Here is a 25,979-nt window from a genome sequence, read left to right as displayed (position 1 = left end):
AAAAACACAACAAAAGAAATACTTGCTCAGCTGAGCAAGCATTCCTCTGTTATTTCATTTTCACACTTTTATGTTGGCTATCTTTTACAGGACACGAACAATTGCAATCACCACAAGAACCTTTACCCTTGATGAAACTTCGTAAGCCCATAAAGACAGCAAATGCAATTAGCAATGCAATAATAATAGTCGCCATAAACACTATTCTCCAACTTTTTCTAGATTATCTAATGTAATCACTTCTTCTTTTTCTTGAGCTGGTTTTCTCACGATAAAGTAGATAATCGCAATTAATAGAACAACAGCTACGATTGTCCAGAAGTTAATACCTTTACCGTAGAAAGCAACAAGCCCAAGTTGATAAATAATCAGACTAACAACGTAAGCGAGACCTGTTTGGAATCCGATAGCACCGAGTGTCCACTTAGCGTCACCCATTTCACGTTTGATAGCTCCCATCGCGGCAAAACATGGTGCACAAAGAAGGTTGAAAATCAAGAACGAGTAACCTGCAAGAGCTGAGTAATCCAATTGCAATGCATGGTACAAACCATGAGTTGTACTATCGTTATACAAAATACCAAAAGTACCGACAACAGCTTCTTTAGCAGCAAGACCTGTTGCTGCAGCAACTGTAGCCTTCCAGTTACCAAATCCAAGTGGTTCAAAGAGCCAAGAAATCAATTTACCAAGTGAAGCCAAGATAGAATGATCAGTATCAATCGCTTGGAAAGTGAAATTATATGTAGACATGAACCAAATAATAACTGTCAAACTAAAGATAACTGTACCTGCGCGTTTAACAAAACTGAGAGCTTTTCCAAAAGCATAACGAAGAACACTCATCATTTTTGGCATGTGATAAGCTGGTAATTCCATGATAAATGGACTCACATAACTACCAAGTAATTTCGTTTTCTTAAGCGCAATCCCTGAAAGGATAATTGTAATAACACCGATGAAGTATGTTGATGGCGCAACAAATGGATTATCTGGGAAGAAAGCACCTGCAATCAAGGCGATAATCGCTAATTTAGCAGAACATGGCATGAATGTTGCTGTCATGATAGTGATGCGGCGATCACGTTCATTTTCAATGGTACGACTTGCCATAACAGCTGGTACACCACAACCTGTTGCGATCAACATTGGAATAAATGATTTACCTGACAAACCAAAACGTCTGAAGACACGGTCCATAACAAATGCAATACGACTCATGTATCCAATATCTTCCAAAATACCCAAGCAGATAAATAGGACAAAGATTTGTGGCAAGAAACCAAGGACAGTTCCGACACCAGCTACAATACCATCAATGATAAGTGATTCTAGCCATCCTGAAACATGAAGAGCATCAAGACCAGATTGAACCCAACCAGGAACCAATTCACCAAAGAGAACATCATTAACCCAGTCAGTTCCCATTGTACCAACAGTTTGAATTGATAGGTAGTAAACCAAGAACATTACAACAGCAAAAATTGGTAAGGCCAAGATACGATTGGTAACAATTCGGTCAATTTTATCTGAGACTGTCATTTTGAAATTGCTATCTTGGTTTTGAGCCATTTTAGCCACACGTTCGATAAATTCGTAACGTTCATTGATAACGATTGATTCAGAATCCTCTGTAAAGATTTCTTCTGTAATCTTAATCACTTGGTTAATTTCACCTTTTTGGAAATCAGACAAAGTAATTTCTTCTTGTACCAAAGTGTCACGTTCAAATAATTTAATGGCATAAAAACGTGCTGAACGTTCTGGAACAACATCTCCTAAAATATCGATAATTTGTTTGATAGCAGCTTCAAACTGATTGCTGTAAGTTGGGTACTGAATAAGATCAGTACTAGCTTTTGTCGTATTAGCTGCTTTTTTGATAGCTTTATCAACACCAGTATTTTTAATCGCACTTGTTGAAATAACTGGCACACCCAATTGATAAGAAAGTTTATCAATGTTAATTGTTTTTCCTTGAGCTTTTAGAGCATCACTCATATTAAGAGCAACAGTCACTGGAATACCTGTTTCAATTAATTGAGTTGTCAAGTAAAGGTTACGTTCCAAGTTTGTCGCATCAACAACGTTAAGAATGCTGTCAGCATCATTACTCAATAAATAATCACGCGCAACTTTTTCTTCAGGCGTGTAAGGTGACATTGAATAAATCCCTGGTAAATCTTGGACTTTCCAATCAGCGTGTTTTTTGACTGTTCCGCTTTTACGCTCAACCGTAACACCAGGCCAGTTACCAACACGTTGACTTGTTCCTGTCAATAAGTTAAATAAACTTGTTTTACCACTATTCGGATTACCGATTAAGGCTATCTCTGTCATTTTTCCTCCTCGCTATCTACTTTAACGACACTAATCATTTGCGCTTCAGACTTACGAAGTGTCAATTCGTAACCGCGTAAACTAATTTCAATTGGGTCTCCTAAAGGAGCAACTTTACGTAAGTAAACTTTTGTATGGCGAGTCAATCCCATATCCATAAGGCGACGTTTAGCTTCATTCATTGCATAAATACCGTCAACGTAAGCATACTCACCAACTTTTAGTTCTGAAAGAGGAAGTGATAAAAGAGCACCTTCTTCTTCTGTGACATCAATTTGACTTAAAATCGATTGATCAAAAGCCAAACGGCTTGATTTAAGCATAACAATCGCACTAGTTGGCGTTTTTGAAATCACTTTAAGTGAGGCACCAACCTTTAGCCCCAAATCTGACAAGTGTCTAACACTCTCATCAGGTAAATTAATACTGACAATAGTGTAAGGAATACCAACTTTCGCATTCTGCAAAATCAAATTTCTTGACCTCCCCAAATTTTTTTGATAAAATGTTTGACCTTCCGTCCGAATCATTATATCATAAAGATGAAAGAAAAAAACCATAAAAATTAATTTTTTTCTTTATTTATACATTGATTAGAATCATTCTAAATAAAACCACTCTTTTTTAGAATCGTTATAATATAGCTGTTTTCACGGCCCTTTCATAGACTAAAGCACTCTTAAAAATAACTAAAACATAAAAATTAAGTGTGCTTAATGTATAAAACCCACTAATTTATAGTTAATATTTCACTCATTTTTAAGCACCTTTAACTTTCGTTTTTTACAACAAAAAACCTCAGCCGAGTTTGTAACTCAACTGGGGCTATTTTTTAGCTTACAAAACCTTACTCAAGAAATCTTTTGTACGTGCTTCTTTAGTATTTTCAAAAACATCTTCTGGTGAACCTTGTTCAACAATCACGCCACCGTCCATGAAAATGACACGGTCAGCAACTTCACGCGCAAATCCCATTTCATGCGTTACAATTGCCATTGTCATACCAGATTTCGCCAAATCTTGCATAACACCAAGAACTTCACCAACCATTTCTGGGTCAAGCGCTGATGTTGGTTCATCAAAAAGAAGAACATCTGGGTCCATGGCAAGACCACGCGCAATAGCAATACGTTGTTGTTGACCACCTGATAAGCTTGTTGGATAGGCATCAGCTTTATCACGAAGCCCAACTTTATCTAGCAAATCATAAGCTTTAGCTTGCGCTTCTTCTTTAGAAACACCTTTTGTCTTAATTGGTGACAAAGTGATATTATCAAGCACTGTCATATTTGGGAAGAGGTTAAATTGTTGGAAAACCATTCCCATTTTTTCACGCATTTTGAAAATGTCATTTTTCTTATCAGTAATATCGACACCTTCAAAGGTAATCACACCCTTAGTAGGTGTTTCAAGCAAGTTCATTGTACGAAGGAAAGTTGATTTCCCAGATCCTGAAGGGCCGATGATAACAACAACTTCGCCTGCTTTAATATCAAGATCAATGCCTTTAAGCACTTCATTTTTTCCGAAGTATTTGTGAAGGCCTTTAATTGAAATAAGAGTCTCTGACATTAGTTGCTACCTCCATTTCCCATACGATTTTCAAGTTTTTTAAGTAAGAATGACAAGACTGTAGTCACCATGAGGTAATAGAATGCAGCAAACAACAATGGCGTAATTGGTAGATATGTAGCTGTTACGACTGATTGTGCACCGTTCCACAATTCCATAACACCGATCGTTTGAAGAAGTGAACTATCTTTGATAATCGTAATAAATTCATTACCAAGAGCTGGTAAAATATTTTTAAGGGCTTGTGGCAAAATAACATAACGCATTGCATTCACAGGGCGAATTCCTAATGAATAAGCCGCTTCAAGTTGCCCTTTTGGCACTGCTTCGATACCAGCACGAACAATTTCAGAAATATAAGCTCCGCTATTTAGCGAAATAATAATAATACCTGGAAACAAACGTGAAAAGTCAAGGTCCAAAACGCCAAAACCTACGATAGGTGCATTACTAAAATGCATCCAAGCAAAGGCAATCATGATTTGCACGACCATCGGAGTTCCACGAAAGACCCAAACATAAAAACTAGCAATCCAATTTAAAATTTTAATATTTGTACGTTTAACTAAAGCAACCAAGATACCAATGATTGTCCCAAAAAAGACAACACAAGCTGAAATCATAATGGTTACAAGGACACCATAGTTAAAATAAGCCCAATACTTTGGTAAAAATGAAAAATCCATTTGTGTCTCCTATAAGCAATAATCAATTAATTATAACATATGTTGAATAAAAATACCAATCAACACTAACGGATGGTTTGGCTTAAAAAGCCTGATATATAGGGATTTTAGACACTTCTATTCAAAACGATTAAAAAGAATTTTTACCTAATAATCAGGCATTTATAAAAAACAAAAAAGCCTAGAAAATCCTAGGCTTTTATCAATTCAAAATAGCAATATAAGAAAGCACAGAAACCACACTTAAAAATAGGATGGAAAGGACTAAAAATCCTTTGCCCTTATACTGTGTCTGAATTTTTTCTTTATCTTAGTAAAGAAGATCGTAAATTTCCATTGCGATCAAATCAATGCTGTCAAATGAGTAAGACTCACGTGCTTCAACATCACGCAAAGTGAAAACTGGACCATTTTCAGGGTCATTGCTGAAAGACACTTCTGCCACAACGACACCATCACGTTCAAAATTACGTTTAAGATTGCTACCATCAGTCGTCATTAATTCAAGACGATTGATAATTCTCACCAAATGTGATTCCATGACTATTCTCCTCTTCGTTTATTGTCCATACTATTTTAACATAATTTCTACTAAACAAACAACAAGAGAGTGTATTTTCTCACATTTATCATAAATTCTCGTCAAAAAAGAACGTTTTAAATCTCTTTTAGAGAATTATACATAATCGCTTTGATGGAATGCATACGGTTCTCAGCTTCTTGGAAAATGACTGAGCTGTATTTTTGGAAGACTTCATCTGTAATTTCAAGTTCTGCTAAACCATATTTATCGTAGATATCTTGACCGATTTCTGTGTTTAAATCATGGAAAGCAGGCAAGCAATGCATGACAATCACATCTGGATTTCCTGTCTTTTCAACCAAATCAGCATTAATTTGATAAGGTAACAAAAGGTCGATACGTTCTTTAAAATCAACTTTTTCGCCCATTGACACCCAAACGTCTGTGTAAAGCATATCAACGCCACAAACAGCATCAAGGTCATCAGTAATAGTCAACTCAGCTCCATTATTGTGTGCTTGTGCAATCTCGATGATTTCTTTTTCTGGCTGCAAGCTGGATGGCGCAATGATTTTTACATTCACGCCAAGAATGGCTGAGGTAACTAGCAAAGAATTTGCCATGTTGTTACGACCATCGCCAACATAAGCGATTGTCAAACCTTCTAGTTTTCCGAAAACTTCTTTTAATGTCATAAAGTCAGCAATCATTTGCGTTGGATGCCAAGTATCTGTCAAACCATTCCAGACAGGCACACCAGAGAATTCCGCTAAAGCTTCAACATCAGATTGCTTGAAGCCACGATATTCAATCCCGTCAAACATTGAACCTAGAACTTTTGCCGTATCAATTACGGATTCTTTTTTGCCAAGTTGAATTTCACTACTTCCAAGATAAGTCACATTCATCCCTAAATCTTGTCCAGCTACTGTAAAAGCAGAACGTGTTCTGGTACTTGTCTTCTCGAAAATAAGAGCAATATTTAAGCCTTCTAAATATTTATGAGCAATTTTCTTCTTTTTCAACTCTTTAAATTTCAATCCCAAATCAATGAGATTAGTTAGCTCTTCCTTAGTAAAATCAATCTCTTTCAAAAACGAATTATTAAAAACCATAGGCCAATCCATCCTTTTCTTCTTGAATAATATACCTAATTTTAGCATAATTATACATCTTGTCAAGTCTATTTTGAATAAAAATAAATTTTAATTCAGAAAAACATGTCATTTATAATTGACATGTCACATATATTGTACTATACTTGGTACAAGAAAGATTAGGATGGAATAATGAACCGAGTTAAAGAATTTCGAACTAATTTAGGTATTTCTCAGCTAGCCCTTGCTAAGCAAATAGGAATCGCAAGGCAAACCGTTAATTTAATTGAAAATAACAAGTACAATCCTTCACTTGACCTTTGCATCAAGTTAGCCGAGGCATTAGGAACTGATCTAAATACACTATTTTGGGAGACTCGCCATCTTTAAAAAGGAATTGGGATTTAGGAGATTTAGTCATGAAAAAAAGTAAAGGGCCGCTATGGCCACGATTCATCAAACGATTTTATGGTATTAATGGAGCATTGGACGAATACCGTGAACAAGAAGTTAACCGTATTGGAAATAAATTATTTATCTTGCTCTTCCTTTTTGAATTTATTTCAACAGCTCTTACCTTTCTCTTGAGCACTGTCTGGAAAGTATCTGCTGAAATTTTTCTCTACTGCAACGCTTTTGTCATTATTTTTGTCATGCCAATGGTTATGATGACAATGCTGACCAATAGAGACTTACAGGGACCTCTTGAAATCCCTAGAGATAAGCTTGAGAAAGAGCGTCAAAAAGCTAAGAAAAAAGGCTGGCTTAGTGGAGTTGTTTTTGCCATTTTTATGCTTGTTTTTAACATGTTTATCAAATGGCAAGAAGGTGAAAATCCTTTTGAAATTTTGTTCAATCCTCTCTTCTTAAGCATCCTCATTTTTTCTGGTTTTATCTTTGGAGCTATTATGGGGTCTATGGCTGCTAGTCAAATTGACCCTGAAAAAAATTAGCACTCTTTTTATAAGAGTGCTAATTTTTAATGCTTTTTACTTGATTTCCTAGTGGCTAGTGCTATAATGTAAGTATGAAATCTGACTATCTTTGACCTTTATTGTTTTAGTCAGACATTACGAAAGGAGGGTATTTTATATGCTCTGTCAAAATTGTCATTTAAATGAATCTACTATTCACCTGTATACAAATGTCAATGGTCAGCAAAAGCAAATTGATTTGTGTCAAAATTGCTATCAAATTATGAAAACTGACCCAAATAACGCTATTTTAGGAGGATTAGGAGGTAATCCTCAATCATCTTCTAACCAAACAAACCAATCATCGAATCCTTTCGACGATTTCTTTAGTAATCTCAGCGGCTTCCCAGCATTTGGAAGCCAAGGATTCCAAAATACTCCTCCAACTCAATCTGGTGGAGGCAATAATAACGGACGCGGTGGCAATGGCAACAACAATTTCCGCCCAAACGGACCAGCACAGCAAGAACCTAAGGGCTTGCTAGAAGAATTTGGTATCAATGTTACTGATATCGCACGTCGTGGTGATATCGACCCTGTCATCGGACGTGATGCTGAAATTGTTCGTGTTATCGAAATTCTTAACCGCCGTACAAAAAACAATCCTGTTCTTATCGGAGAACCTGGTGTTGGTAAAACTGCCGTTGTTGAAGGATTAGCCCAAAAAATTGTAGACGGTAACGTTCCACAAAAACTCCAAAATAAACAAGTTATCCGCCTAGACGTGGTAAGCCTTGTTCAAGGAACTGGTATTCGTGGTCAATTTGAAGAACGTATGCAAAAACTCATGGAAGAAATCCGTGAACGTAAAGATGTTATCCTCTTCATCGATGAAATCCACGAAATTGTCGGCGCTGGTAATGCTGGTGACGGTAACATGGATGCTGGTAACATCTTGAAACCCGCTCTTGCTCGTGGCGAGCTACAATTGGTTGGTGCAACTACTCTCAATGAATACCGTATCATCGAAAAAGATGCTGCGCTTGAACGTCGTATGCAACCTGTAAAAGTTGACGAACCAAGCGTCGAAGAAACTATCACTATTCTTCGTGGTATTCAAAAGAAATACGAAGATTATCACCATGTCAAATACAGTGATGATGCTATCGAAGCTGCTGCTACCCTTTCAAATCGCTACATTCAAGACCGTTTCCTTCCAGATAAAGCTATTGACCTTCTCGATGAAGCGGGTTCTAAGATGAACTTGACACTCAACTTTGTTGATCCAAAAGAAATTGACAAACGTTTAGTTCAAGCAGAAAACCTAAAAACTCAAGCTACTCGTGAAGAAGATTATGAACGCGCAGCATATTTCCGTGATCAAATCGCTAAATACAAGGAAATGCAAAAACAAACCATCAACGAAGATGATATTCCAGTGATTACTGAGAAAACTATCGAAGCAATCGTTGAAGAAAAAACAAACATCCCTGTTGGTGACTTAAAAGAAAAAGAACAATCACAATTAATTCACCTTGCTGATGACTTGAAAGAACACGTTATTGGTCAAGATGAAGCCGTTGATAAGATTGCCAAAGCTATCCGTCGTAACCGTGTTGGTCTTGGTACACCAAACCGTCCAATTGGTTCATTCCTCTTTGTCGGTCCTACTGGTGTTGGTAAAACTGAACTTTCAAAACAACTCGCTATTGAACTCTTCGGTTCAGCTGATAGCATGATTCGCTTTGACATGTCTGAATACATGGAAAAACACGCCGTCGCTAAACTCGTCGGAGCCCCTCCAGGATATGTTGGTTACGAAGAAGCTGGTCAGTTGACTGAAAAAGTTCGTCGAAATCCATACTCACTCATCTTGCTTGATGAAGTTGAAAAAGCACACCCTGATGTCATGCACATGTTCTTGCAAGTTCTTGACGATGGGCGTTTAACTGACGGTCAAGGACGCACTGTAAGCTTTAAAGATACAATTATCATCATGACATCTAACGCTGGTACTGGCAAATCTGAAGCTTCTGTTGGTTTCGGTGCTGCTCGTGAAGGACGTACAAATTCTGTTCTTGGTCAACTTGGAGACTTCTTCAGCCCTGAATTCATGAACCGTTTTGACGGCATTATCGAATTCAAAGCACTAAGCAAAGATAATCTCCTTCATATCGTTAACCTCATGCTTGACGATGTTAACAACCGTTTGGCAACTAACGATATTCACCTTGAAGTAACAGACAAAGTTAAAGAAAAACTAGTTGACCTTGGATATGATCCTAAGATGGGCGCTCGTCCACTTCGTCGAACTATCCAAGATCACATTGAAGATGCTATTACAGACTTCTACCTTGAACACCCAACTGAAAAAGATTTAAAAGCTGTGATGACAAGCAATGGTAAAATCATCATCAAATCAGCTAAAAAAGTTGAAAAAGAAGAAACTGTTTCAGCAGAATAATAAAAGCAAAGTCTAGGAAGTTTTTAGCTTTCTAGGCTTTTTTAACAATCCAGAAATCAAAATATTCCGACAATTTTCTAGCAAAAGACAACTTTTTTTAGTATAATAACAACAATAGCCACTCTTACAAATCTACTTTAGAGATTAATCATTCCATCTCCACTCATTCGGACACTTGTTTTATAGGAGAATATTATGTCAAACCCAACTTTTGGTGAAAAACTTGATAACGTTGATTACAAAGCTCGCTACGGAGTGTATGCCATCATTCCAAATGCGACTAAAGACCAAATTATTTTAGTTCAAGCCCCTAACGGCTCTTGGTTCCTTCCAGGCGGAGAAATCGAAGCGGGCGAAGATCATTTTTCAGCTTTAAAACGCGAACTTATTGAAGAACTCGGATTTTCAGCTGAAATTGGTTATTATTACGGACAAGCTGACGAGTACTTCTACTCACGTCATCGTGATACTTATTTTTATAACCCAGCTTACCTCTATGAAGTCACACATTATGAAAAAATTGGGGCACCACTTGAAGATTTTAATCACCTTGCTTGGTTCCCAGTCGATGAAGCTATTGTAAAATTAAAACGTGGCAGCCATAAATGGGGTGTTGATGCTTGGAAAAAAAATCATCATTAAAATCTCATAATCTAAGTTTTTCACCTAAAATAGTGTTATAATAATGGTAGAAAGTTCATAGGAGGAAATTTATGAGGTTAATCAACACAACAAGTAGTCATTCCGAGCTAGTTCGTAACCAGCTTCGAAACACGGACGCTAAACTCGTTGAGACTTACTCTGCAGGAAATACCGATGTTGTTTTCACTAAAGCACCAAGTCATTACGAACTGTTGATTTCAAACAAGTATCGTGCTATCAAAGAAAGTGAAATCGAAGCCATTCGGGAATTTTTCCTCAAACGCAAAATTGACAAATCTACCGTTCAATTAGATCAGTTGAAAACCTTGCATACAGCAAATCTAATTGAAATTTCCTTCCCAACAGTTCACTAATCAGGTTTTTAAAACCTGATTTTTTTAGTTTACATACAAAAAAAACGAACTCAAATGAGTTCGTTTTTAGTTATTATAGGTTATCGCATTATTTTGCTTTAACTTCAAAGCCTTCTGCAACTGCTTCTGGGAAGTTAGCTTCAACGATTTCAGCACAGTGGTCACAAATTGTAACACCGTATGAACGTTCTTTAGCTGTTGGGTCTACGCGACGGCAACGATCACAAACTTCACCTTCAGCATGTGCTACTGTAAAGGCAACACCATCAAAGGCAACTGCATCTGCTGGAGCAGCTTCGTCAGTAACAGTCAATTGTGATACGATCAACAATTGAGCAATGTCGCTATCAAGGGCTGCAAGAAGAGTTTTCACTTCTTCACCAGCGTAAATTGTCAAGTGAGCTTCTAATGATTTACCAATAACTTTAGCGTTACGAGCTTCTTCCAAAGCTTTTTGAGCTTGGTTACGAAGTGTCATGAAGGCATCCCATTCTTCAAGAATGTTTTCTTGACCTTCGAAGACTTCAGCATCTGGTAATTCTGATAATTGAACGAATTCTTCTGGTTCGAATTCAAGGTATGACCAAATTTCTTCAGCTGTGTGTGGAAGAATTGGAGTCAATAATTTAGTGATTTTAACCAAGATATCGTAGAAGACTGTTTGCATTTGACGGCGAGCAATATTGTCTGCTGCTTCGATGTAAACAACGTCTTTGGCAAAATCAAGGTAGAATGCTGACAAATCAACTGTGATGAAGTTAACAACAGCTTTGTAAATTGTCATGAAGTCATAGTCTTCATAAGCTTTACGGATTGTTGCTACCAATTGGTTGAATTTAACAGTCATGTATTTATCAACTGAACGCAAGTCTTCGTAAGCTACAGCATCTTTATTTGGATTGAAATCAGTTGTATTAGCAATCAAGAAACGAAGTGTGTTACGGATTTTACGGTAAGTTTCTGAAACTTGACCAAGGATTTCCATAGAAACACGTACGTCAGCGTCAGTATCTACTGAAGCAACCCACAAACGAAGGATTTCAGCACCGTATTGTTTTGCAACGTCGTTTGGTGAAATGATGTTACCTTTAGATTTAGACATTTTTTCACCTTTACCATCAAGAACAAAACCTTGTGAAAGCACAGCTTTGTAAGGTGCATGTCCGTTAACGGCAACTGAAGTAATCAATGATGAGTTGAACCAACCACGGTATTGGTCAGAACCTTCAAGGTAAAGATCAGCTGGATATTCCAAACCTTCACGAGCGTTCATCACACCATTCCATGAAGAACCTGAATCGAACCATACGTCCATGATATCAGTTTCTTTAGTGAATTCACCATTTGGTGAACCTGGGTGAGTGAATCCTTCAGGAAGAAGGTCTTTGGCATCACGTTCCCACCATACGATTGAACCGAATTCTTCGAACAAGTCAGCCACGTGGTCAGTCACTTCTTTAGTCATGATTGCTGTACCATCTTCAGCATAGAAGATTGGAAGTGGAACACCCCAAGCACGTTGACGTGAGATTACCCAGTCACCACGGTCACGAATCATGTTGTAAAGACGAGTGCGACCCCATTCTGGATAGAATGTTGTACGATCAATTTCATCAAGGATGTCTTGACGGAATTTAGAAACAGAGGCGAACCATTGTGGAACAGCACGCCAGATGATTGGTTTTTTAGTACGCCAGTCAAATGGGTATGAGTGAGTGATAACTTCGCTAGCAAGCAAAAGATCACCAAGTTTTTCTTTTACAGTTGGAACAACTTTATCATAGAATTGACCTTGGAATTCAGGACCAGCATTTTCCATCATGATACCGCGTTCGTCAACTGTAACAGCAACTTCAAGATTGTATTTGATACCTACATTGTAGTCATCTTCACCAAAACCTGGGGCAGTGTGGACAACACCAGTACCAGAATCAAGTGTAACGTGGTCACCCAAGATAACAAGTTCGTCTACTTCTGTATCCCATGGGTGTTCAGTAACGATGTATTCAAGTTCAGTACCTTTGTGTTTTGCAAGAACTTCAAATGATTCCCAACCGAATTTTTCAGCAAGGCCATCAAGAAGAGCTTCCGCAACAACAAATTTACGATCATCGTTAGCAGGTTTAACAACCACATAATCCATATCAGGACCAACAGTCAAACCACGTGAAGCAGTTACTGTAAATGGAGTTGTTGTCCAAACAACGATGTAAGTATCAGTATCAAGCACACCTTTACCATCTTTAACTTTATTAGCATAGTAAAGAGATGTTGAGTCAATATCGTGATATTCAATTTCAGCTTCGGCAAGAGCTGATTCTGATGACCATGACCAGTAAACTGGTTTAGCACCACGGTAGATATAACCTTTATCTGCCATTGCACCAAAGACACGGATTTGTGCAGCTTCGTATGCAGGGATAAGTGTTACATAAGGATTTTCCCAATCTGCAGACACACCAAGACGTTTGAAGTCTTCACGTTGTTTGTCTACTTGGCTAAGAGCGTATTCACGACACATTTCAAGGTATTCAGTCAAAGGAATTTCTTTACGTTTTACACCTTTTTTAGCCAATACTTGTTCAATTGGAAGTCCATGTGTATCCCAACCAGGAACATAAGGAGCACGGAAACCAGACATTGATTTTGAACGCACAATAATGTCTTTAGAAATTTTGTTCATGGCGTGACCAACGTGGATATTACCATTGGCATATGGAGGTCCATCGTGGAGGTTGAATGAAGGTTTGCCTTCGTTTAATTGTTGACGTTTAGCATAGATGTCTGCTTCTTCCCATTCTTTTTGCCATTTAGGCTCTTTGTTTGGGAGTCCAGCACGCATTGGAAAAGCAGTTTTTCCAAGATTAAGCGTTTCTTTTAATTTCATGACTACTCCTTATAATAAATAATATTCAACTGCCCATGATTGACTCATTGACAGAAAAATGACATTTTTTAGTGGTAAAACAAAACGAGCCTTCGTCTCAGTAAGGACGAAAGCTCGTGGTACCACCTTAGTTTAGAAATTTAGCTACACTGAAAAATAAGGTAGAAATCTAAATTTCCCTCTTTAACCCGTAAGGTGAGTTTCTCCCTTTTATCTTACTTCATTCAGATAAAATCTTAGAAAAGGATAACTGATATCCCAGTGATTGCAGACCTCGCACCATCGTCCACTCGCTGTTAATATAGCATATCAATCGCGTTTTTCTTATTCTTCAATATTTAATTTAAATGTTTGTGTTTCGTTAAGATTGATGTCATCAGCATCGTCAATAACAGGAAGTTTTTGTGTTTCTTCAAGGTGTTTGTTTCCTGCTTCTACACGACGTTGCAATTCTTCCATTTCTTCTGGAGTGAATTGACGTGTAGCATCCATTGACAATTCATCATCAGCTTCAGGCATTTCTTCTTCCAAAACTTTTTCAACAACTTCACGGAAAGCTGCATCTGAATTTTGAAGGTAAACAGCTGTTGGTTGCAACAATTCTGTCCATTCTGGTGAATTTGTCAAACCAAGTTGACCTTCGATAGCAGCAACCAAACGTTGGTGGAAGACACGTGTTTGACGTTTCAAATCTTCTGTTTCAACCGCAACACGCTTAGCTTCATCTGTTGCATCGCGCAAGATTTGGTTTGCTTTAGATTTTGCTTCATCAATCAAATGTTGTGCATCGTAGTTAGCTTTGCTAACAAGGTTAGCAGCTTCATCATTAGCTGATGTTTTAACTTTTTCAGCAGTTTCTTGAGCAAGAATAACAGATTGGCTCAAAGATTCTTTCATCTCATCGAAGTAAGCAAGTTTGTCTTCCAAATCTTTGATTCTGTTTTCTTGTTCATGATTGCGACGAACCAAGTCTTCGTAGTCATCTACAACGATATCAAGAAATTCATTAACTTCTTCTTCGTCGTATCCACGAAATTTTAATTTAAATGTTTTATCTTTAATATCAAGTGCTGTAAGTGCCATTGATTTCTCCTTATTTATGTATCATCTTATCTACGGTCAATTTGTATTTTCCATTCTTCGTAAGCCCATTCTCACTTAAGATAGAAAACCGACCAAATCCTCTAACACTAATCAAATCTCCAACTTGAAGCATTTCTGAAGGTCTATCAAGCGCCTGATAGTTAAGCTTTACCTTTTCAGCACTGATCAAGTGAATAGCTTGACTTCTAGAAAGCTTCAAAACTGTTGCTAGAACTTTATCCAAACGCATACTTGAAACCATGATATCTAGTTGATGAGATTCTTTTTTTCCCTTAATTAACTGGTCAAGCGGAATCTCTTTTAGGCTTACACTTGCTTTTGCAATCTTAGTAACATTAACTCGAAAATAATCAACCATACTTTTCGTAACTAATAACTGTGCGTAGCCTTGCTCAACTAAAATATCTCCAATAATCGTTCGCTTAACTCCAAGCTTGTGAAGCAAAGTTCCCATTATTTGAGCGTGAGTTAATTGATTAAACTTCGAATTATAATTCACTTCTAGCAGTGCTAACTCGAAATCTTCCAAATTTAGCTCATAGTAATCAGGTGCAACTAGTATACGTGCGTACTCTGCAGGATAATAATCACTCGAAACAAAGTAACGCAAGCCTCGATTTCCAAGAATACTTTTAGCAATATCAACTTGGCGAGGATTTAGAAAATCTGTTAATGAATAAGCGTATGTCTCTTCTACCCTCTGAGCGATGTCATCCATTTTTTCAATGAAATCATACTCTTCAGGTCGAAAATGTTGGTAAATTTCTTTTTTCATCGAACCAATAACATAATAAGAAAGCGACTCAAGAGATTTAAGGCAATAACCGCGGCCCAAATCGTAAAGTCCAATCCCATAAATTGAAGATTTAAACGTTGAAAAGGTTTAATTACTGGCTCAACAATTTGAACCAGTAAACGACCAAATCCAGTGTTATACGCACCTGGAAACCAAGATAGGAGCGCATACGCAATTAGCAGATAAGAGTAAAATTGAATGGTTTTTAATAGTACAATTAATACAAAAATCATATATTAACGTCTCTTCATGTCAAAGTCGAAACCAACATCTTGTCCCGCATTTGGAATTGGAAGTTCTTCGAGATTGACGATGACATTTGATGGTGTCAACAAATACATTGAACTGCCAACTTTTTGAAGACTACCATAAAGAACTTTACTTGCACCATCAATAAAATCAAGACAACGACGTGCTTGAGCATCAAGCATATATTGAAAATCAATCAATACACATTCGTTAACAATCAATAAATCAACAATTTCTTGAGCATCCTCATATTTACGAGGGTATTTCAAGGCAATTGTTGTAGTCGTTTGATTGTTTCGAACTTGTAATTGTTCTTCACGACGTTGATTCAATGAATGAACGTGCGGATTTTCATCAGTAGCACGTCTTTGTTGAGGTTGCACACGTTGACGAACAGCACCACCAGCTTGAACTTGTTGAGCTCGTGCTGATGAGAATTGCTGTTCTGCGCGTCTAGGTGCTTGCTGTGGCTTAGCCTCAACTTGTTGTTGAACACGAGGTTGTCTAACCTCATCTTCAACAGTTTCTTCAACATCACTTACCTCATCAGTATCGAAATAAGAGATTAGTTTGTCAAATTTATCTTTCAAAGCCATGTTTTTCTCCCGTTATTTAAAGAATGATGATCCAATTCTAACAAAAGTTGCCCCATTGCGAATAGCAATTGGGAAATCACCACTCATGCCCATACTTAATTCGGTAAACGGCATATGAGCTAATTGTCGTGCCTGCAACTCTTGTCTAAGTTTGTCGGCTTTTCCAAAAATGTCGTCAATTTCACTTTCAGAAGCATTCTTAGGCGCCATCGTCATCAATCCTACAATTTCCACTTTATCAAAGTCAGAGATTTCAGCTAAAGCTTCATCAATTTCTGAAACTTTAAAGCCGTGTTTACTCTCTTCCTCGGAAATATTAACCTGTAGGAAGCATTTAATGGGATGCTCTGCTCTTTTCTGGATTTCAGCAGCTAATTTAACAGAATCTAAAGCGTGAAAATAATCAACGTAATTAATGACATTTTTTACTTTACGACGCTGTAGAGTACCGATTAGGTGCCATGTTAAATTTTTATCTTTTAACGCTTCATACTTATCCAGAAACATATCGACCCTATTTTCACCAATATGTTCAATACCTGTGTCAATAAGACGAGCAGCAACACCACTATCAACATACTTCGTCACAGCAATAATCTTGACACTTTCTTGTGAACGATTGGCTGCTTTTGTTGCTTGCGCAACCTGTTCAAAAACAAGGTCTTTATTTTTTTGAAAATCGGTCATTAACGATTTTTGAAGAATGGTGGTGTTTCAAGTTCATCATCAGCATCTTCATTAGCTGTAAATGTTGACATTGTCAATTTGCTATCAAGTTCGCCTTCTGTCGGACGTGCGATGTTGTCGCGACGAAGGTCCCAATTTCCAAATGAATTATCTTTTTGTTGTGATTGATTTGCTGTTGGTTGTTGTGGAGCTGGCATTGCATGGTTTTCGCTCATATCATAGTCAAAGTTTGAACGACGTTCAAAAGCGGCTTGACCAGGTTGTTGAGCACGTTCTGAAGCGTATTGCGCACCAGCTGCTTGTTGTGCATTATTTTGAGCAAATGAACGAGTTGCTTGTGGACGGAATCCTGCGACTTGTTCTGCACGATCTTGATGAACACCTGTAGCTACAACAGTTACACGGATTTCATCTTTCATAGTATCATCAATAGATGTACCAAGCCAGATGTTAACACCTTTACCAGCTGCTTGACTGATGATTTCAGAAGCTTCTTCTGCTTCAGTAAGAGTCATGTCAAGACCACCAGTTACGTTAACGATAACATCTTCAGCACCATCGATTGTTGTTTCAAGAAGTGGAGAGAAGATAGCTTTACGAGCTGCTTCAGTGATACGTTCTTCACCAGAACCGATACCGATACCCATAAGAGCGTTACCTTTGTTAGCCATAACTGTTTTAACATCGGCAAAGTCAAGGTTGATAAGACCTGGATTTGTAATCAAATCAGTAATACCTTGAACACCTTGACGGAGCACGTTATCTGCTTCTTTAAGAGCTTCAAGAAGTGGAGTTTTCTTATCAACGATTTCAAGAAGGTTGTTGTTTGAGATGATAAGCAATGTATCAACTTGTTCACGAAGTTCTTGGATACCTTCTGCAGCGAAGTTACCACGTTTGTTACCTTCAAAACCAAATGGACGTGTTACAACTGCAACTGTAAGAGCTCCAAGGCTTTTAGCGATACGTGCGATAACTGGTGCAGCACCTGTACCAGATCCACCACCCATACCTGCAGTGATGAAGACCATATCAGCACCTGTAAGAGCTTCAGTCAATACTTCTTCGCTTTCTTCAGCGGCTTTACGACCAACCTCAGGTTGTCCTCCAGCACCGAGTCCACGAGTCAATTTAGGGCCCAACTGAATAACAGTTTCAGCTTTTGAAGAGCTCAATGCTTGGATATCAGTGTTTGCTGCGATAAATTCAACACCAGCAACACCTTCATCAATCATGCGGTTGATGGCGTTACCTCCGCCACCACCGACACCAATAACTTTAATAACTGCACCTTGTACTGATGCTGTGTCAAATGAAAATGCCATTTTTATTCCTCACTTATTATTAGTCAAACATACTTCCGAAAATACCACGAACACGTTCGCTAAATTTTGATTTTGGTTCTTCGTGTCTTTGTACAGGCTGAACTGGAGCTGGCTGTGGTACCATGTTTTCATTAACTGGGACAGCAGGTTCATTGTTATAAACCACTCGTTGTGGTGCTTGTACTTTTGGTTGTGGTTCAAAATCAACTGGTTTACGACGAAGTAATTCTTCACCAGACACCGCACGTTGAGCAATAACATCAACTTCGCTCATTGTACCAACGTATTCAACTAAGCTAATAACATTAGCAAACATTGGGTTGCGGATACCAACTTGATTTGGAACGTGTAGTTTGACAGTTGTTCCAAAGATTTCTTGAGCAACTTCTACCACACCTGGCATAATTGCTCCACCACCAACAAGGATAATTCCTCCTGGTAGATCAAGTAAACGTCCACGTTCTAGATCTTGTTTAACACGATCTAAAATGTGGCGAACTCGTGCAGAAATGATTTCTGATAAGTAGCGTTCACTAACTGAAATTGGAGATTCGCTACCAACAACATCTACTTGAACAGTTTCTGAAGAGCTTGCTTCTTCTAAGTTTGCTTGACCAAAGTTAAATTTAAGGGCTTCAGCAATTTCCATAGAAGTTTTCAAGACTTTAGAAATGTCTTTAGTGACATACTCGCCACCTTCTGCATAGATGTTTGTATATTGCAATTCTTGTGCTCGCATAGAAGCAACGGTTGTTTGACCGCCACCCATATCAATCACAGTAGCACCAAATTCACGTTCACCTTCGTTAAGAACTGATTTTGCCAAAGCAAGTGGTGAAATAATAACATTTTCAACACTGATACCAGCGCGTTCTACTGTTTTACGAAGGTTATGAAGAATTGTTGTTGGCCCAGTATAAATCAATCCACGCATTTCCAAACGAATTCCCATCATGCCACGTGGGTCACGAATACCTTGGAAACCATCAACGATAAATTCTTCTGGAATCAAAGAGATAACTTCACGTTCTGGAGTGATGCTCTTAGTCAATGCTGATTTAACAACGCTATCAACATCTTCATCTTTGATTTCTTTTGATTCACTTGGAACTGGAATCATACCTTGAGTTGGTTCGATTTGAAGAAGATTAGCTGGAAGACCAACATTAATCTTATCGATTGTCATTCCAGCTTTTTCTTCTGCTTGTTCAATCGCTGTTTTGATTGCTTCTGCAGCTGCTTCAATATCTATAATAATACCGTCTTTTACTCCCGTGCTGGGAACGTTACTCACACCAATCACGTTCATTTCGCCAGAAACAAATTCTGCTACTAGAACTTTAATCGAGCTTGTCCCTATATCTAATCCTGTAAAAAAGCCATTTCTAGCCATTCACTCGACCTCACTATCTTTCCAATCATTTACTATTCTAAAATCTGCATAAAATCAGAATTATTCAGAAAATATTATATCATAAAAAAACGTAAAATGTTATCATTTTACGTTTTTTGTTATAGAATCTTAATTTTATTGTTGAGCTACTTGTTCAACTACTGCGGTTTCGTTCGGATGCTCTTCATTTGTAGCTTCTGGAGCTTGATTTTCTGCGCCTTCAGCTTCGCTTGATTCCGTTGCTGTAGCTTCCTCACTCGACTCGGTTTGAGAGTTTTCTTCGTCAGATTTAGAATCAGATTCTGATTCTTCTTTGTTTTCGTTTTTAGCTTTTTCTTTATCCGCTGCAACAGATGCTTCAATGGATTCAGAAGTTGCATAAATTCCCACTTCCATATCAACAATGCTGTTTTCTGGTAAGCTATCTTTTATTTTCAAATAATATGGTAATTTCTTAGCTACTTCAGATAATGGTACACGAACAATGTTTCCATCATGCATTTCCAATTTCAATAAATCTGATGTTGTTGCAGAATCTGCTGAGCTGACAATTTGAATTTGATTAACCAAATCTTTATCCAATTTTGAAAAAGCCTTAACCAGTTTTTGAATGTCTTTTTCTGATGATAAATTAATCGTTAAGAAACTTTCTGGTAATTCAGAAGCTCCTACAAGACCAATACGTGTCCCATTTTCAAGGATTGGCTGATAGCCATCATCAGTTTGGGCATAAGCAATTATGCTGTACTCTTTAACATCAATATTTAATTTATTTGGGAAACGGTAAATAAAGTTAGCACTTTTCACCATTTTATTTTTGCTAATAATATTTTTTTCATAAGCTGAATGGTGGAAAATCAATGAAAAGAGATAGTTAGACGGTTTAATTCCTGAATCTCTAATCACTTCTTCCTGACTAACCGTTGTCGCACCCGTAACCGTAACAATTTTCTTTTTACTAAATGGGGTTACCAAAAAGATTGAAATTAAAAGAACAACCGCAGAAGTGATGATAACTGGTAGCGCATGATGAATCGCTTTTTGAAGAGGCGTTTTCTCTTTTTTAGCTTCCAGTTTTTGTAATTTTTTAGCCTCTTTAGCTTCTCTAGCTTCTTCTTTTTTAGCTTCCTTAGCCTTTTTCTTTTCTTCTGCAGTCAAAGCTTTTTCTTCGACTTTTTCAGCTTTGGTATCAGTATCTGTTGCTTTCGGCTTGCGCTCTAAGCGTAATTTTTCTTGGCGTTTTTTCTTTTCCGCTTTTTCAGCTTCTTTTTTCTTTAGAAACTCAATATTACGTTTTTGCCATTCCGTCAAAGCTGATTTTTTTTCTGATTTAGCTTTTTGACCTTTTTTAGGCTCTTTCTTTTTTGTCATTTAAATTCCTTTTGCAGTCTTAGAAATATCTTGTTTAAGCAGATCATAAAATTCTTCTTGTGACTTGATTTCAGTGGAATTTTTCATTTGTGTGTGATAGCTATTTTCTTGTTCAAAAAGTTGTGTTAACTCTTCTTCTAAATTTGAAAATGTTAGCTTGTCTTCAGAAAGTTGGCGAGCATAGCCTTTTTTCTCAAAATAAGCAGCATTTTCCAGTTGGTCTCCTCGACTAGCTTCTTTTCCAAGAGGCACAATCAAGTGTAATTTATTCATGGCAACCAACTCAAAAATAGTATTTGAACCACCGCGTGTCACAACAGCATCTGCCATGTCCATCAAAGGCTGATAAAGGTCTGTGACATAATCAACTCGATAGAGATTTTGACTCAATCCGTTTAAACTTTTATCTCCTGAAATATTGATAACATTGTAGTGTTCAACCAATTCAGGGGTATTTGTAATAAAGTCATTAAAAACACGTGCCCCCGCAGAACCACCGATGAAAAGAAGTGTTTTCAATTCAGGGTTAAAGTGTGCTTTAATTTCTTCAATTTTGCTTCTATCATAAGCAACTTTGCTACCAACTTTTGTAATCGCACCAACGTGTTTTACTTTCACCAAGCCTTTGGCTTGTTCAAAGGTTGTGTACATCGTTGTCGCAAATTTATAGGCAATTTTATTGGCTAAGCCCATTGATAAGTCAGATTCGTGCACAAAAACAGGAACTCCAAGTGTTTTTGCCGCAATGACTGGTGGGACAGATACAAAGCCACCTTTTGAGAATAAAGCTTGTGGACGAATTTTAGCGATAATTGCAATTGATTGAAGAATTCCAAATGAAACTTTGAACACATCAAGCATGTTTTGCCATGAAAAATAACGTCTTAATTTTCCTGTTGCAATAGAATGGAAGGTTACATCTAGACCTGATTTTTCAATTTGTTCGTGTTCAATTCCATGTTTGTCACCAATATAGTGAACTTCCCAACCATCTTTGATAAATTTTGGGATAAGAATCAAGTTCAAGGTAACATGGCCAACTGTACCACCACCGGTAAATACGATTTTTTTAGCCATGCTTATTCTCCTTTAATAGCTTCAAAGGTTGCGATAAATTCATCACCACGAACTTCAAAGCTCTTATACATATCCCAGCTTGCATTAGCAGGGCTCAAGAGAACAACATCTCCAACTTCAGCTTTACTGTAAGCAATACGAGCAGCATCTGCGACATCTTTAGCATCAACGTACGGAACTTGTGCTTTATCAGCTGCGCGTTTCACACGAGGAGCTGATTCTCCAAGAATAACCATCAATTTAACACCTGTAATATCTGGAACAAGTTCGTCGAATTCATTACCACGGTCAAGACCACCAGCAATCAAGATAACTTTTGAATTATCAAATCCTGAAAGAGCTTTTTGAGTTGCTAGAATATTTGTTGATTTAGAATCGTTATAGAATTTAATGCCGTTAACTTCACCAAGAGCTTGAAGACGGTGTTTAACCCCACCAAAATGTGACAAAGTTTCTTTAATAGCTTCATTTGCAATTCCTGAGAGTTTTGCAACTGCAATTGTTGCCAAAGCATTTTCAACGTTGTGGCTACCAGGAACACCGATTTCAGATGCTTTCATGATAGCTTCATCTTTGAAATACAAAGTATCACCATCTAGGTAAGCACCGTCAACTTTCTCAGTTGTAGAGAATGGGACAACTTGTGCTGCTGTTTTTTGTGCTAATTCTTTTGCCAAATCTTGGTTAAAGTTAAGTACCAAATAATCTTCTGCTGTCATATTCTTTTGAATATTCCATTTTGCAGCAACATATTCTTCAAAACTACCATGGTAGTCAATATGTGTTGGCATAAGGTTTGTAATAACAGCCATGTGTGGGTGGAAAGTATCTGTTCCCATCAATTGGAAAGAAGATAATTCCATAACCAAAGTGTCTTTATCTGTAGCAGTCTGTGCCACTTCAGAAGCAGGAAAACCAATATTTCCTGAAAGAAGACCTGATTTACCACCATTGTTCAATGTTTCAGCAATCATAGTTGTTGTTGTTGTTTTACCATTTGAACCAGTGATACCAATAATTGGTGCATCTGAAATCATGTAAGCCAACTCAACTTCTGTGATAACTGGAATATGTTTTTCAATAGCGCGAGCCACCATTGGATTATCGTAACGAATTCCTGGGTTTTTAACCATCAATTCAAAGTTTTCATCCAAAAGTTCTAGTGGATGGCTACCACAGATAACTTTGATGCCTTCTTCAAGAAGAGATTGTGCAGCTGGATTTTCATCAAATGGTTTACCGTCGTTAACTGTAACGATAGCACCTAATTTTTCAAGGAGACGCGCTGCAGCTTCTCCAGATTTTGCTAAACCAAGAACTAAGACTTTTTTATTTTCAAATGTTTCAATTTTTTTCATAATATATCCATTCTAACATTGCAAATATAATAATATTCTACCTTTATTTAAGGTGTTTTTCAATCATTCTACGGCATTTAAGACAATCTTAGTGTCGCAATGTCTGATAGAGTGTTTATGACAAAAAAAGCTGAGTAAATACTCAGCCTCTTTCGCTATATTGCTCATTTTCATTTTTCTTAACAGGTAAGCGATAGACATCCCTTAGCGCGAAAAATCCCAAGGCAACCATAGCAAGTGCAAGAAAAATTTCTGGTGGTGATTGCATGATTTTAACAAAGCTCATTACTGCTAAAACAAGTAGCATTGCAACTAAGCCAACAAAACCAATCATCCCAAGAGTATTACGAATTGTTTTAGGAGCCATGAAAATATAGTATGAAATAATTAAGATTGCAATAATTAAATAAAACATTTCATGATTCCTTCCTACAATTCAAATTTATGTGTATTGTTTTCCGAGTTTATTTTAAGTTTGGAACTAAAATAGTCTAGCAGACTATTTTACTCTTCAGCTGATTTTTTCTTTTTAGCTGCTTTAGCGCGCAAGTTTTTATCAAGAATTTGTTTGCGCAAACGGATTGATTCTGGTGTAACTTCCATGTATTCGTCATCGTTCAAGAATTCAAGTGATTCTTCAAGAGTCAAGATACGTGGAGTTTTGATAACAGCAGTTTGGTCTTTCGTAGCTGAACGAACGTTTGTCATTTGTTTAGCTTTAGTGATGTTAACTGTCAAGTCGTTTTCACGTGAGTTTTCACCAATGATCATACCTTCGTATACTTCAGTACCTGGGTTAACGAAGATTGTTCCGCGTTCTTCAACAGACATGATTGAGTATGTTGTTGCTTTACCAGTATCGATAGATACAAGAGCACCACGACGACGTCCACCGATTTCAGCGTTGATAACTGGCATGTATTGGTCGAACGTGTGGTTCATGATACCGTAACCGTGAGTCATTGAAAGGAACTCAGTTGGGTAACCGATAAGTCCACGAGCTGGTGCCAAGAAGACAAGGCGAGTTTGACCGTTACCAGTTGATTGCATGTCAATCATTTCACCTTTACGTTCTGACAATGATTGGATAACTGAACCTTGGTATTCTTCTGGTGTATCGATTTGAACACGTTCGAATGGTTCGCATTTTACGCCATCGATTTCTTTGATGATAACTTCTGGACGTGATACTTGAAGTTCATATCCTTCACGACGCATTGTTTCGATAAGGATTGACAAGTGCAATTCACCACGACCTGATACAGTCCATTTATCTGGAGAATCAGTTGGATCAACGCGAAGTGATACGTCAGTTTGCAATTCAGCAAGCAAACGTTCTTCAACTTTACGAGATGTTACGAATTTACCTTCACGACCTGCAAATGGTGAGTTATTTGCCAAGAATGTCATTTGAAGAGTTGGTTCATCAATGTGAAGGATTGGAAGTGGTTCAACGCAATCAGTTGGAGTGATTGTTTCACCAACGAAGATATCTTCCATACCTGAGATAGCAATCAAATCACCAGCTTTAGCTTCTTGGATTTCACGACGTTCAAGTCCGAAGAAACCAAACAATTTCGTAACACGGAAGTTTTTAGTTGAGCCATCAAGTTTAGAAAGAGTAACTTGGTCACCAACTTTAACAGTACCACGAAAGATACGTCCGATACCGATACGTCCAACGAAATCGTTGTAATCAAGAAGTGACACTTGGAATTGAAGTGGTTCTTCTGAGTTGTCAACTGGAGCTGGAATGTGGTCAATGATTGTATCAAAGACAGGAGCCATTGTGTGTTCTTGATCAGCTGGATCATCAGAAAGTGATGATGTACCGTTGATAGCTGATGCGTAAACAACTGGGAATTCTAGTTGATCATCATCGGCACCAAGTTCGATGAAAAGTTCAAGAACTTCGTCAACAACTTCTGCTGGACGAGCTGATGGTTTATCAATTTTGTTAACAACAACGATTGGTGTCAAGTTTTGTTCAAGAGCTTTTTTCAACACGAAACGTGTTTGAGGCATAGTACCTTCGTAAGCATCGACAACAAGAACAACACCATCAACCATTTTCATGATACGTTCAACTTCTCCACCGAAGTCCGCGTGTCCTGGTGTGTCCATGATGTTGATACGAACACCGTTGTAAGCAACTGCAGTATTTTTAGCAAGGATTGTAATTCCGCGTTCTTTTTCAAGATCGTTTGAGTCCATTGCACGTTCTTGCAATTCTTTACGTTCGTCAAGTGTGTGTGATTGTTTCAACAATTCATCAACAAGGGTTGTTTTCCCGTGGTCAACGTGGGCGATAATCGCCACGTTACGAATATCTTCTCTTAATTTAGTCATGATTCCTCGATTTATTTTTAATTTATTCTAACTTTTGAATTATATCATATTTCACCTGAAAAAACATCGTTAAAAGCTGTGTAAATGTTTTCAGAAATAGATTTTACTATTAAATATTCATCAAAGGCTCATAAATGTTCTTTTTTGAAAAGAAAAAAGAAAGTCAGATAGACTT

At 37.6% G+C, this 25,979-nt stretch carries 25 protein-coding genes; 5 read left to right on the top strand and 20 right to left on the bottom strand.

The window, feature by feature from the left end; translation table 11 throughout:
* Positions 1 to 49: 49 nt before the first annotated feature.
* The 7 genes from GPZ88_RS07175 to argF form a co-directional block, all read right to left on the bottom strand.
* Complete coding sequence (locus tag GPZ88_RS07175; protein WP_074563280.1) at positions 50 to 196, bottom strand: FeoB-associated Cys-rich membrane protein; 147 nt, start codon at positions 194 to 196, stop codon at positions 50 to 52.
* Positions 197 to 201: 5 nt separating this feature from the next.
* Entirely contained in the window at positions 202 to 2,340 is a 2,139-nt protein-coding gene (gene feoB / locus GPZ88_RS07170) for a ferrous iron transport protein B (protein ID WP_166043831.1), read from the bottom strand.
* Positions 2,337 to 2,813 carry a FeoA family protein gene (locus GPZ88_RS07165; protein ID WP_014334426.1) on the bottom strand — a complete coding sequence of 159 codons (477 nt, stop codon included), beginning with the start codon at positions 2,811 to 2,813 and terminating at the stop codon, positions 2,337 to 2,339. The genes feoB and GPZ88_RS07165 overlap by 4 nt, the downstream gene beginning before the upstream one ends.
* Before the next feature lie 364 nt (positions 2,814 to 3,177).
* Entirely contained in the window at positions 3,178 to 3,912 is a 735-nt protein-coding gene (locus GPZ88_RS07160; protein ID WP_006531536.1) for an amino acid ABC transporter ATP-binding protein, read from the bottom strand.
* Positions 3,912 to 4,598, bottom strand: a complete 687-nt coding sequence (locus tag GPZ88_RS07155) for an amino acid ABC transporter permease (RefSeq protein WP_157628799.1) — start codon at positions 4,596 to 4,598, stop codon at positions 3,912 to 3,914. The genes GPZ88_RS07160 and GPZ88_RS07155 overlap by 1 nt, the downstream gene beginning before the upstream one ends.
* 310 nt (positions 4,599 to 4,908) lie before the next feature.
* Complete coding sequence (locus GPZ88_RS07150; protein WP_004230761.1) at positions 4,909 to 5,139, bottom strand: DUF1797 family protein; 231 nt, start codon at positions 5,137 to 5,139, stop codon at positions 4,909 to 4,911.
* A gap of 116 nt (positions 5,140 to 5,255) precedes the next feature.
* Positions 5,256 to 6,236 (bottom strand): ornithine carbamoyltransferase, encoded by a 981-nt coding sequence (gene argF, locus GPZ88_RS07145; RefSeq protein WP_157629488.1) that lies wholly within the window; start codon positions 6,234 to 6,236, stop codon positions 5,256 to 5,258.
* Between the two features lie 174 nt (positions 6,237 to 6,410).
* Here argF and GPZ88_RS07140 point away from each other — a divergent pair, with 174 nt between their 5' ends.
* From GPZ88_RS07140 to GPZ88_RS07120, 5 genes are all read left to right on the top strand, one after another.
* Positions 6,411 to 6,608: a helix-turn-helix transcriptional regulator gene (locus tag GPZ88_RS07140; RefSeq protein ID WP_039697275.1), complete on the top strand. Its 198-nt coding sequence runs from the start codon at positions 6,411 to 6,413 to the stop codon at positions 6,606 to 6,608.
* Between the two features lie 29 nt (positions 6,609 to 6,637).
* Positions 6,638 to 7,171, top strand: a complete 534-nt coding sequence (locus GPZ88_RS07135) for a DUF3278 domain-containing protein (protein WP_158913314.1) — start codon at positions 6,638 to 6,640, stop codon at positions 7,169 to 7,171.
* Between the two features lie 139 nt (positions 7,172 to 7,310).
* Entirely contained in the window at positions 7,311 to 9,596 is a 2,286-nt protein-coding gene (locus GPZ88_RS07130; RefSeq protein WP_074563274.1) for an ATP-dependent Clp protease ATP-binding subunit, read from the top strand.
* A gap of 195 nt (positions 9,597 to 9,791) precedes the next feature.
* On the top strand, positions 9,792 to 10,238 hold the full coding sequence (locus GPZ88_RS07125) for an NUDIX hydrolase (protein ID WP_158913312.1): 447 nt from the start codon (positions 9,792 to 9,794) through the stop codon (positions 10,236 to 10,238).
* Positions 10,239 to 10,309: 71 nt separating this feature from the next.
* On the top strand, positions 10,310 to 10,612 hold the full coding sequence (locus GPZ88_RS07120) for a DUF1827 family protein (RefSeq protein WP_020916381.1): 303 nt from the start codon (positions 10,310 to 10,312) through the stop codon (positions 10,610 to 10,612).
* Between the two features lie 88 nt (positions 10,613 to 10,700).
* On the opposite strand, the gene ileS is transcribed toward GPZ88_RS07120, so the two are convergent.
* The 13 genes from ileS to typA form a co-directional block, all read right to left on the bottom strand.
* On the bottom strand, positions 10,701 to 13,499 hold the full coding sequence (gene ileS / locus GPZ88_RS07115; protein WP_166043829.1) for an isoleucine--tRNA ligase: 2,799 nt from the start codon (positions 13,497 to 13,499) through the stop codon (positions 10,701 to 10,703).
* Positions 13,500 to 13,823: 324 nt separating this feature from the next.
* Positions 13,824 to 14,582, bottom strand: coding sequence for a DivIVA domain-containing protein (locus GPZ88_RS07110; RefSeq protein WP_074559481.1), 759 nt, complete (start codon positions 14,580 to 14,582; stop codon positions 13,824 to 13,826).
* 10 nt (positions 14,583 to 14,592) lie between these two features.
* Positions 14,593 to 15,378 (bottom strand): YlmH family RNA-binding protein, encoded by a 786-nt coding sequence (locus GPZ88_RS07105; RefSeq protein ID WP_166043827.1) that lies wholly within the window; start codon positions 15,376 to 15,378, stop codon positions 14,593 to 14,595.
* Positions 15,375 to 15,632: a YggT family protein gene (locus GPZ88_RS07100; protein WP_006531549.1), complete on the bottom strand. Its 258-nt coding sequence runs from the start codon at positions 15,630 to 15,632 to the stop codon at positions 15,375 to 15,377. Before GPZ88_RS07100 ends, GPZ88_RS07105 begins: the two co-directional genes overlap by 4 nt.
* A 3-nt stretch (positions 15,633 to 15,635) precedes the next feature.
* The gene (locus GPZ88_RS07095) at positions 15,636 to 16,244 is read right to left on the bottom strand and encodes a cell division protein SepF (RefSeq protein ID WP_166043825.1); all 609 of its coding nucleotides are present in this window, start codon (positions 16,242 to 16,244) and stop codon (positions 15,636 to 15,638) included.
* A gap of 12 nt (positions 16,245 to 16,256) precedes the next feature.
* Positions 16,257 to 16,931 carry a YggS family pyridoxal phosphate-dependent enzyme gene (locus tag GPZ88_RS07090; RefSeq protein ID WP_006531551.1) on the bottom strand — a complete coding sequence of 225 codons (675 nt, stop codon included), beginning with the start codon at positions 16,929 to 16,931 and terminating at the stop codon, positions 16,257 to 16,259.
* Entirely contained in the window at positions 16,931 to 18,256 is a 1,326-nt protein-coding gene (ftsZ, locus tag GPZ88_RS07085) for a cell division protein FtsZ (protein ID WP_039697285.1), read from the bottom strand. Before ftsZ ends, GPZ88_RS07090 begins: the two co-directional genes overlap by 1 nt.
* A 19-nt stretch (positions 18,257 to 18,275) precedes the next feature.
* Positions 18,276 to 19,649, bottom strand: coding sequence for a cell division protein FtsA (gene ftsA / locus GPZ88_RS07080; protein ID WP_158913306.1), 1,374 nt, complete (start codon positions 19,647 to 19,649; stop codon positions 18,276 to 18,278).
* A gap of 135 nt (positions 19,650 to 19,784) precedes the next feature.
* Positions 19,785 to 21,020, bottom strand: coding sequence for a cell division protein FtsQ/DivIB (locus tag GPZ88_RS07075; RefSeq protein WP_166043823.1), 1,236 nt, complete (start codon positions 21,018 to 21,020; stop codon positions 19,785 to 19,787).
* Positions 21,021 to 22,097: a UDP-N-acetylglucosamine--N-acetylmuramyl-(pentapeptide) pyrophosphoryl-undecaprenol N-acetylglucosamine transferase gene (locus tag GPZ88_RS07070; protein ID WP_166043821.1), complete on the bottom strand. Its 1,077-nt coding sequence runs from the start codon at positions 22,095 to 22,097 to the stop codon at positions 21,021 to 21,023. It abuts the gene before it with no gap.
* Positions 22,098 to 22,099: 2 nt separating this feature from the next.
* Positions 22,100 to 23,455 (bottom strand): UDP-N-acetylmuramoyl-L-alanine--D-glutamate ligase, encoded by a 1,356-nt coding sequence (murD, locus tag GPZ88_RS07065; RefSeq protein ID WP_074626069.1) that lies wholly within the window; start codon positions 23,453 to 23,455, stop codon positions 22,100 to 22,102.
* A 142-nt stretch (positions 23,456 to 23,597) separates the two neighbouring features.
* Entirely contained in the window at positions 23,598 to 23,870 is a 273-nt protein-coding gene (locus tag GPZ88_RS07060; RefSeq protein ID WP_039697289.1) for a DUF3165 family protein, read from the bottom strand.
* An 89-nt stretch (positions 23,871 to 23,959) separates the two neighbouring features.
* Entirely contained in the window at positions 23,960 to 25,804 is a 1,845-nt protein-coding gene (gene typA, locus GPZ88_RS07055) for a translational GTPase TypA (protein ID WP_074559456.1), read from the bottom strand.
* Positions 25,805 to 25,979 lie beyond the last annotated feature (175 nt).

The organism is Streptococcus ruminicola, assembly GCF_011387195.1.
Taxonomy (GTDB): Bacteria; Bacillota; Bacilli; order Lactobacillales; family Streptococcaceae; genus Streptococcus; species Streptococcus ruminicola.
The sequence above is the reverse complement of the archived record's forward strand: the minus strand, read 5'-3'. Positions and strand labels throughout refer to the sequence as shown.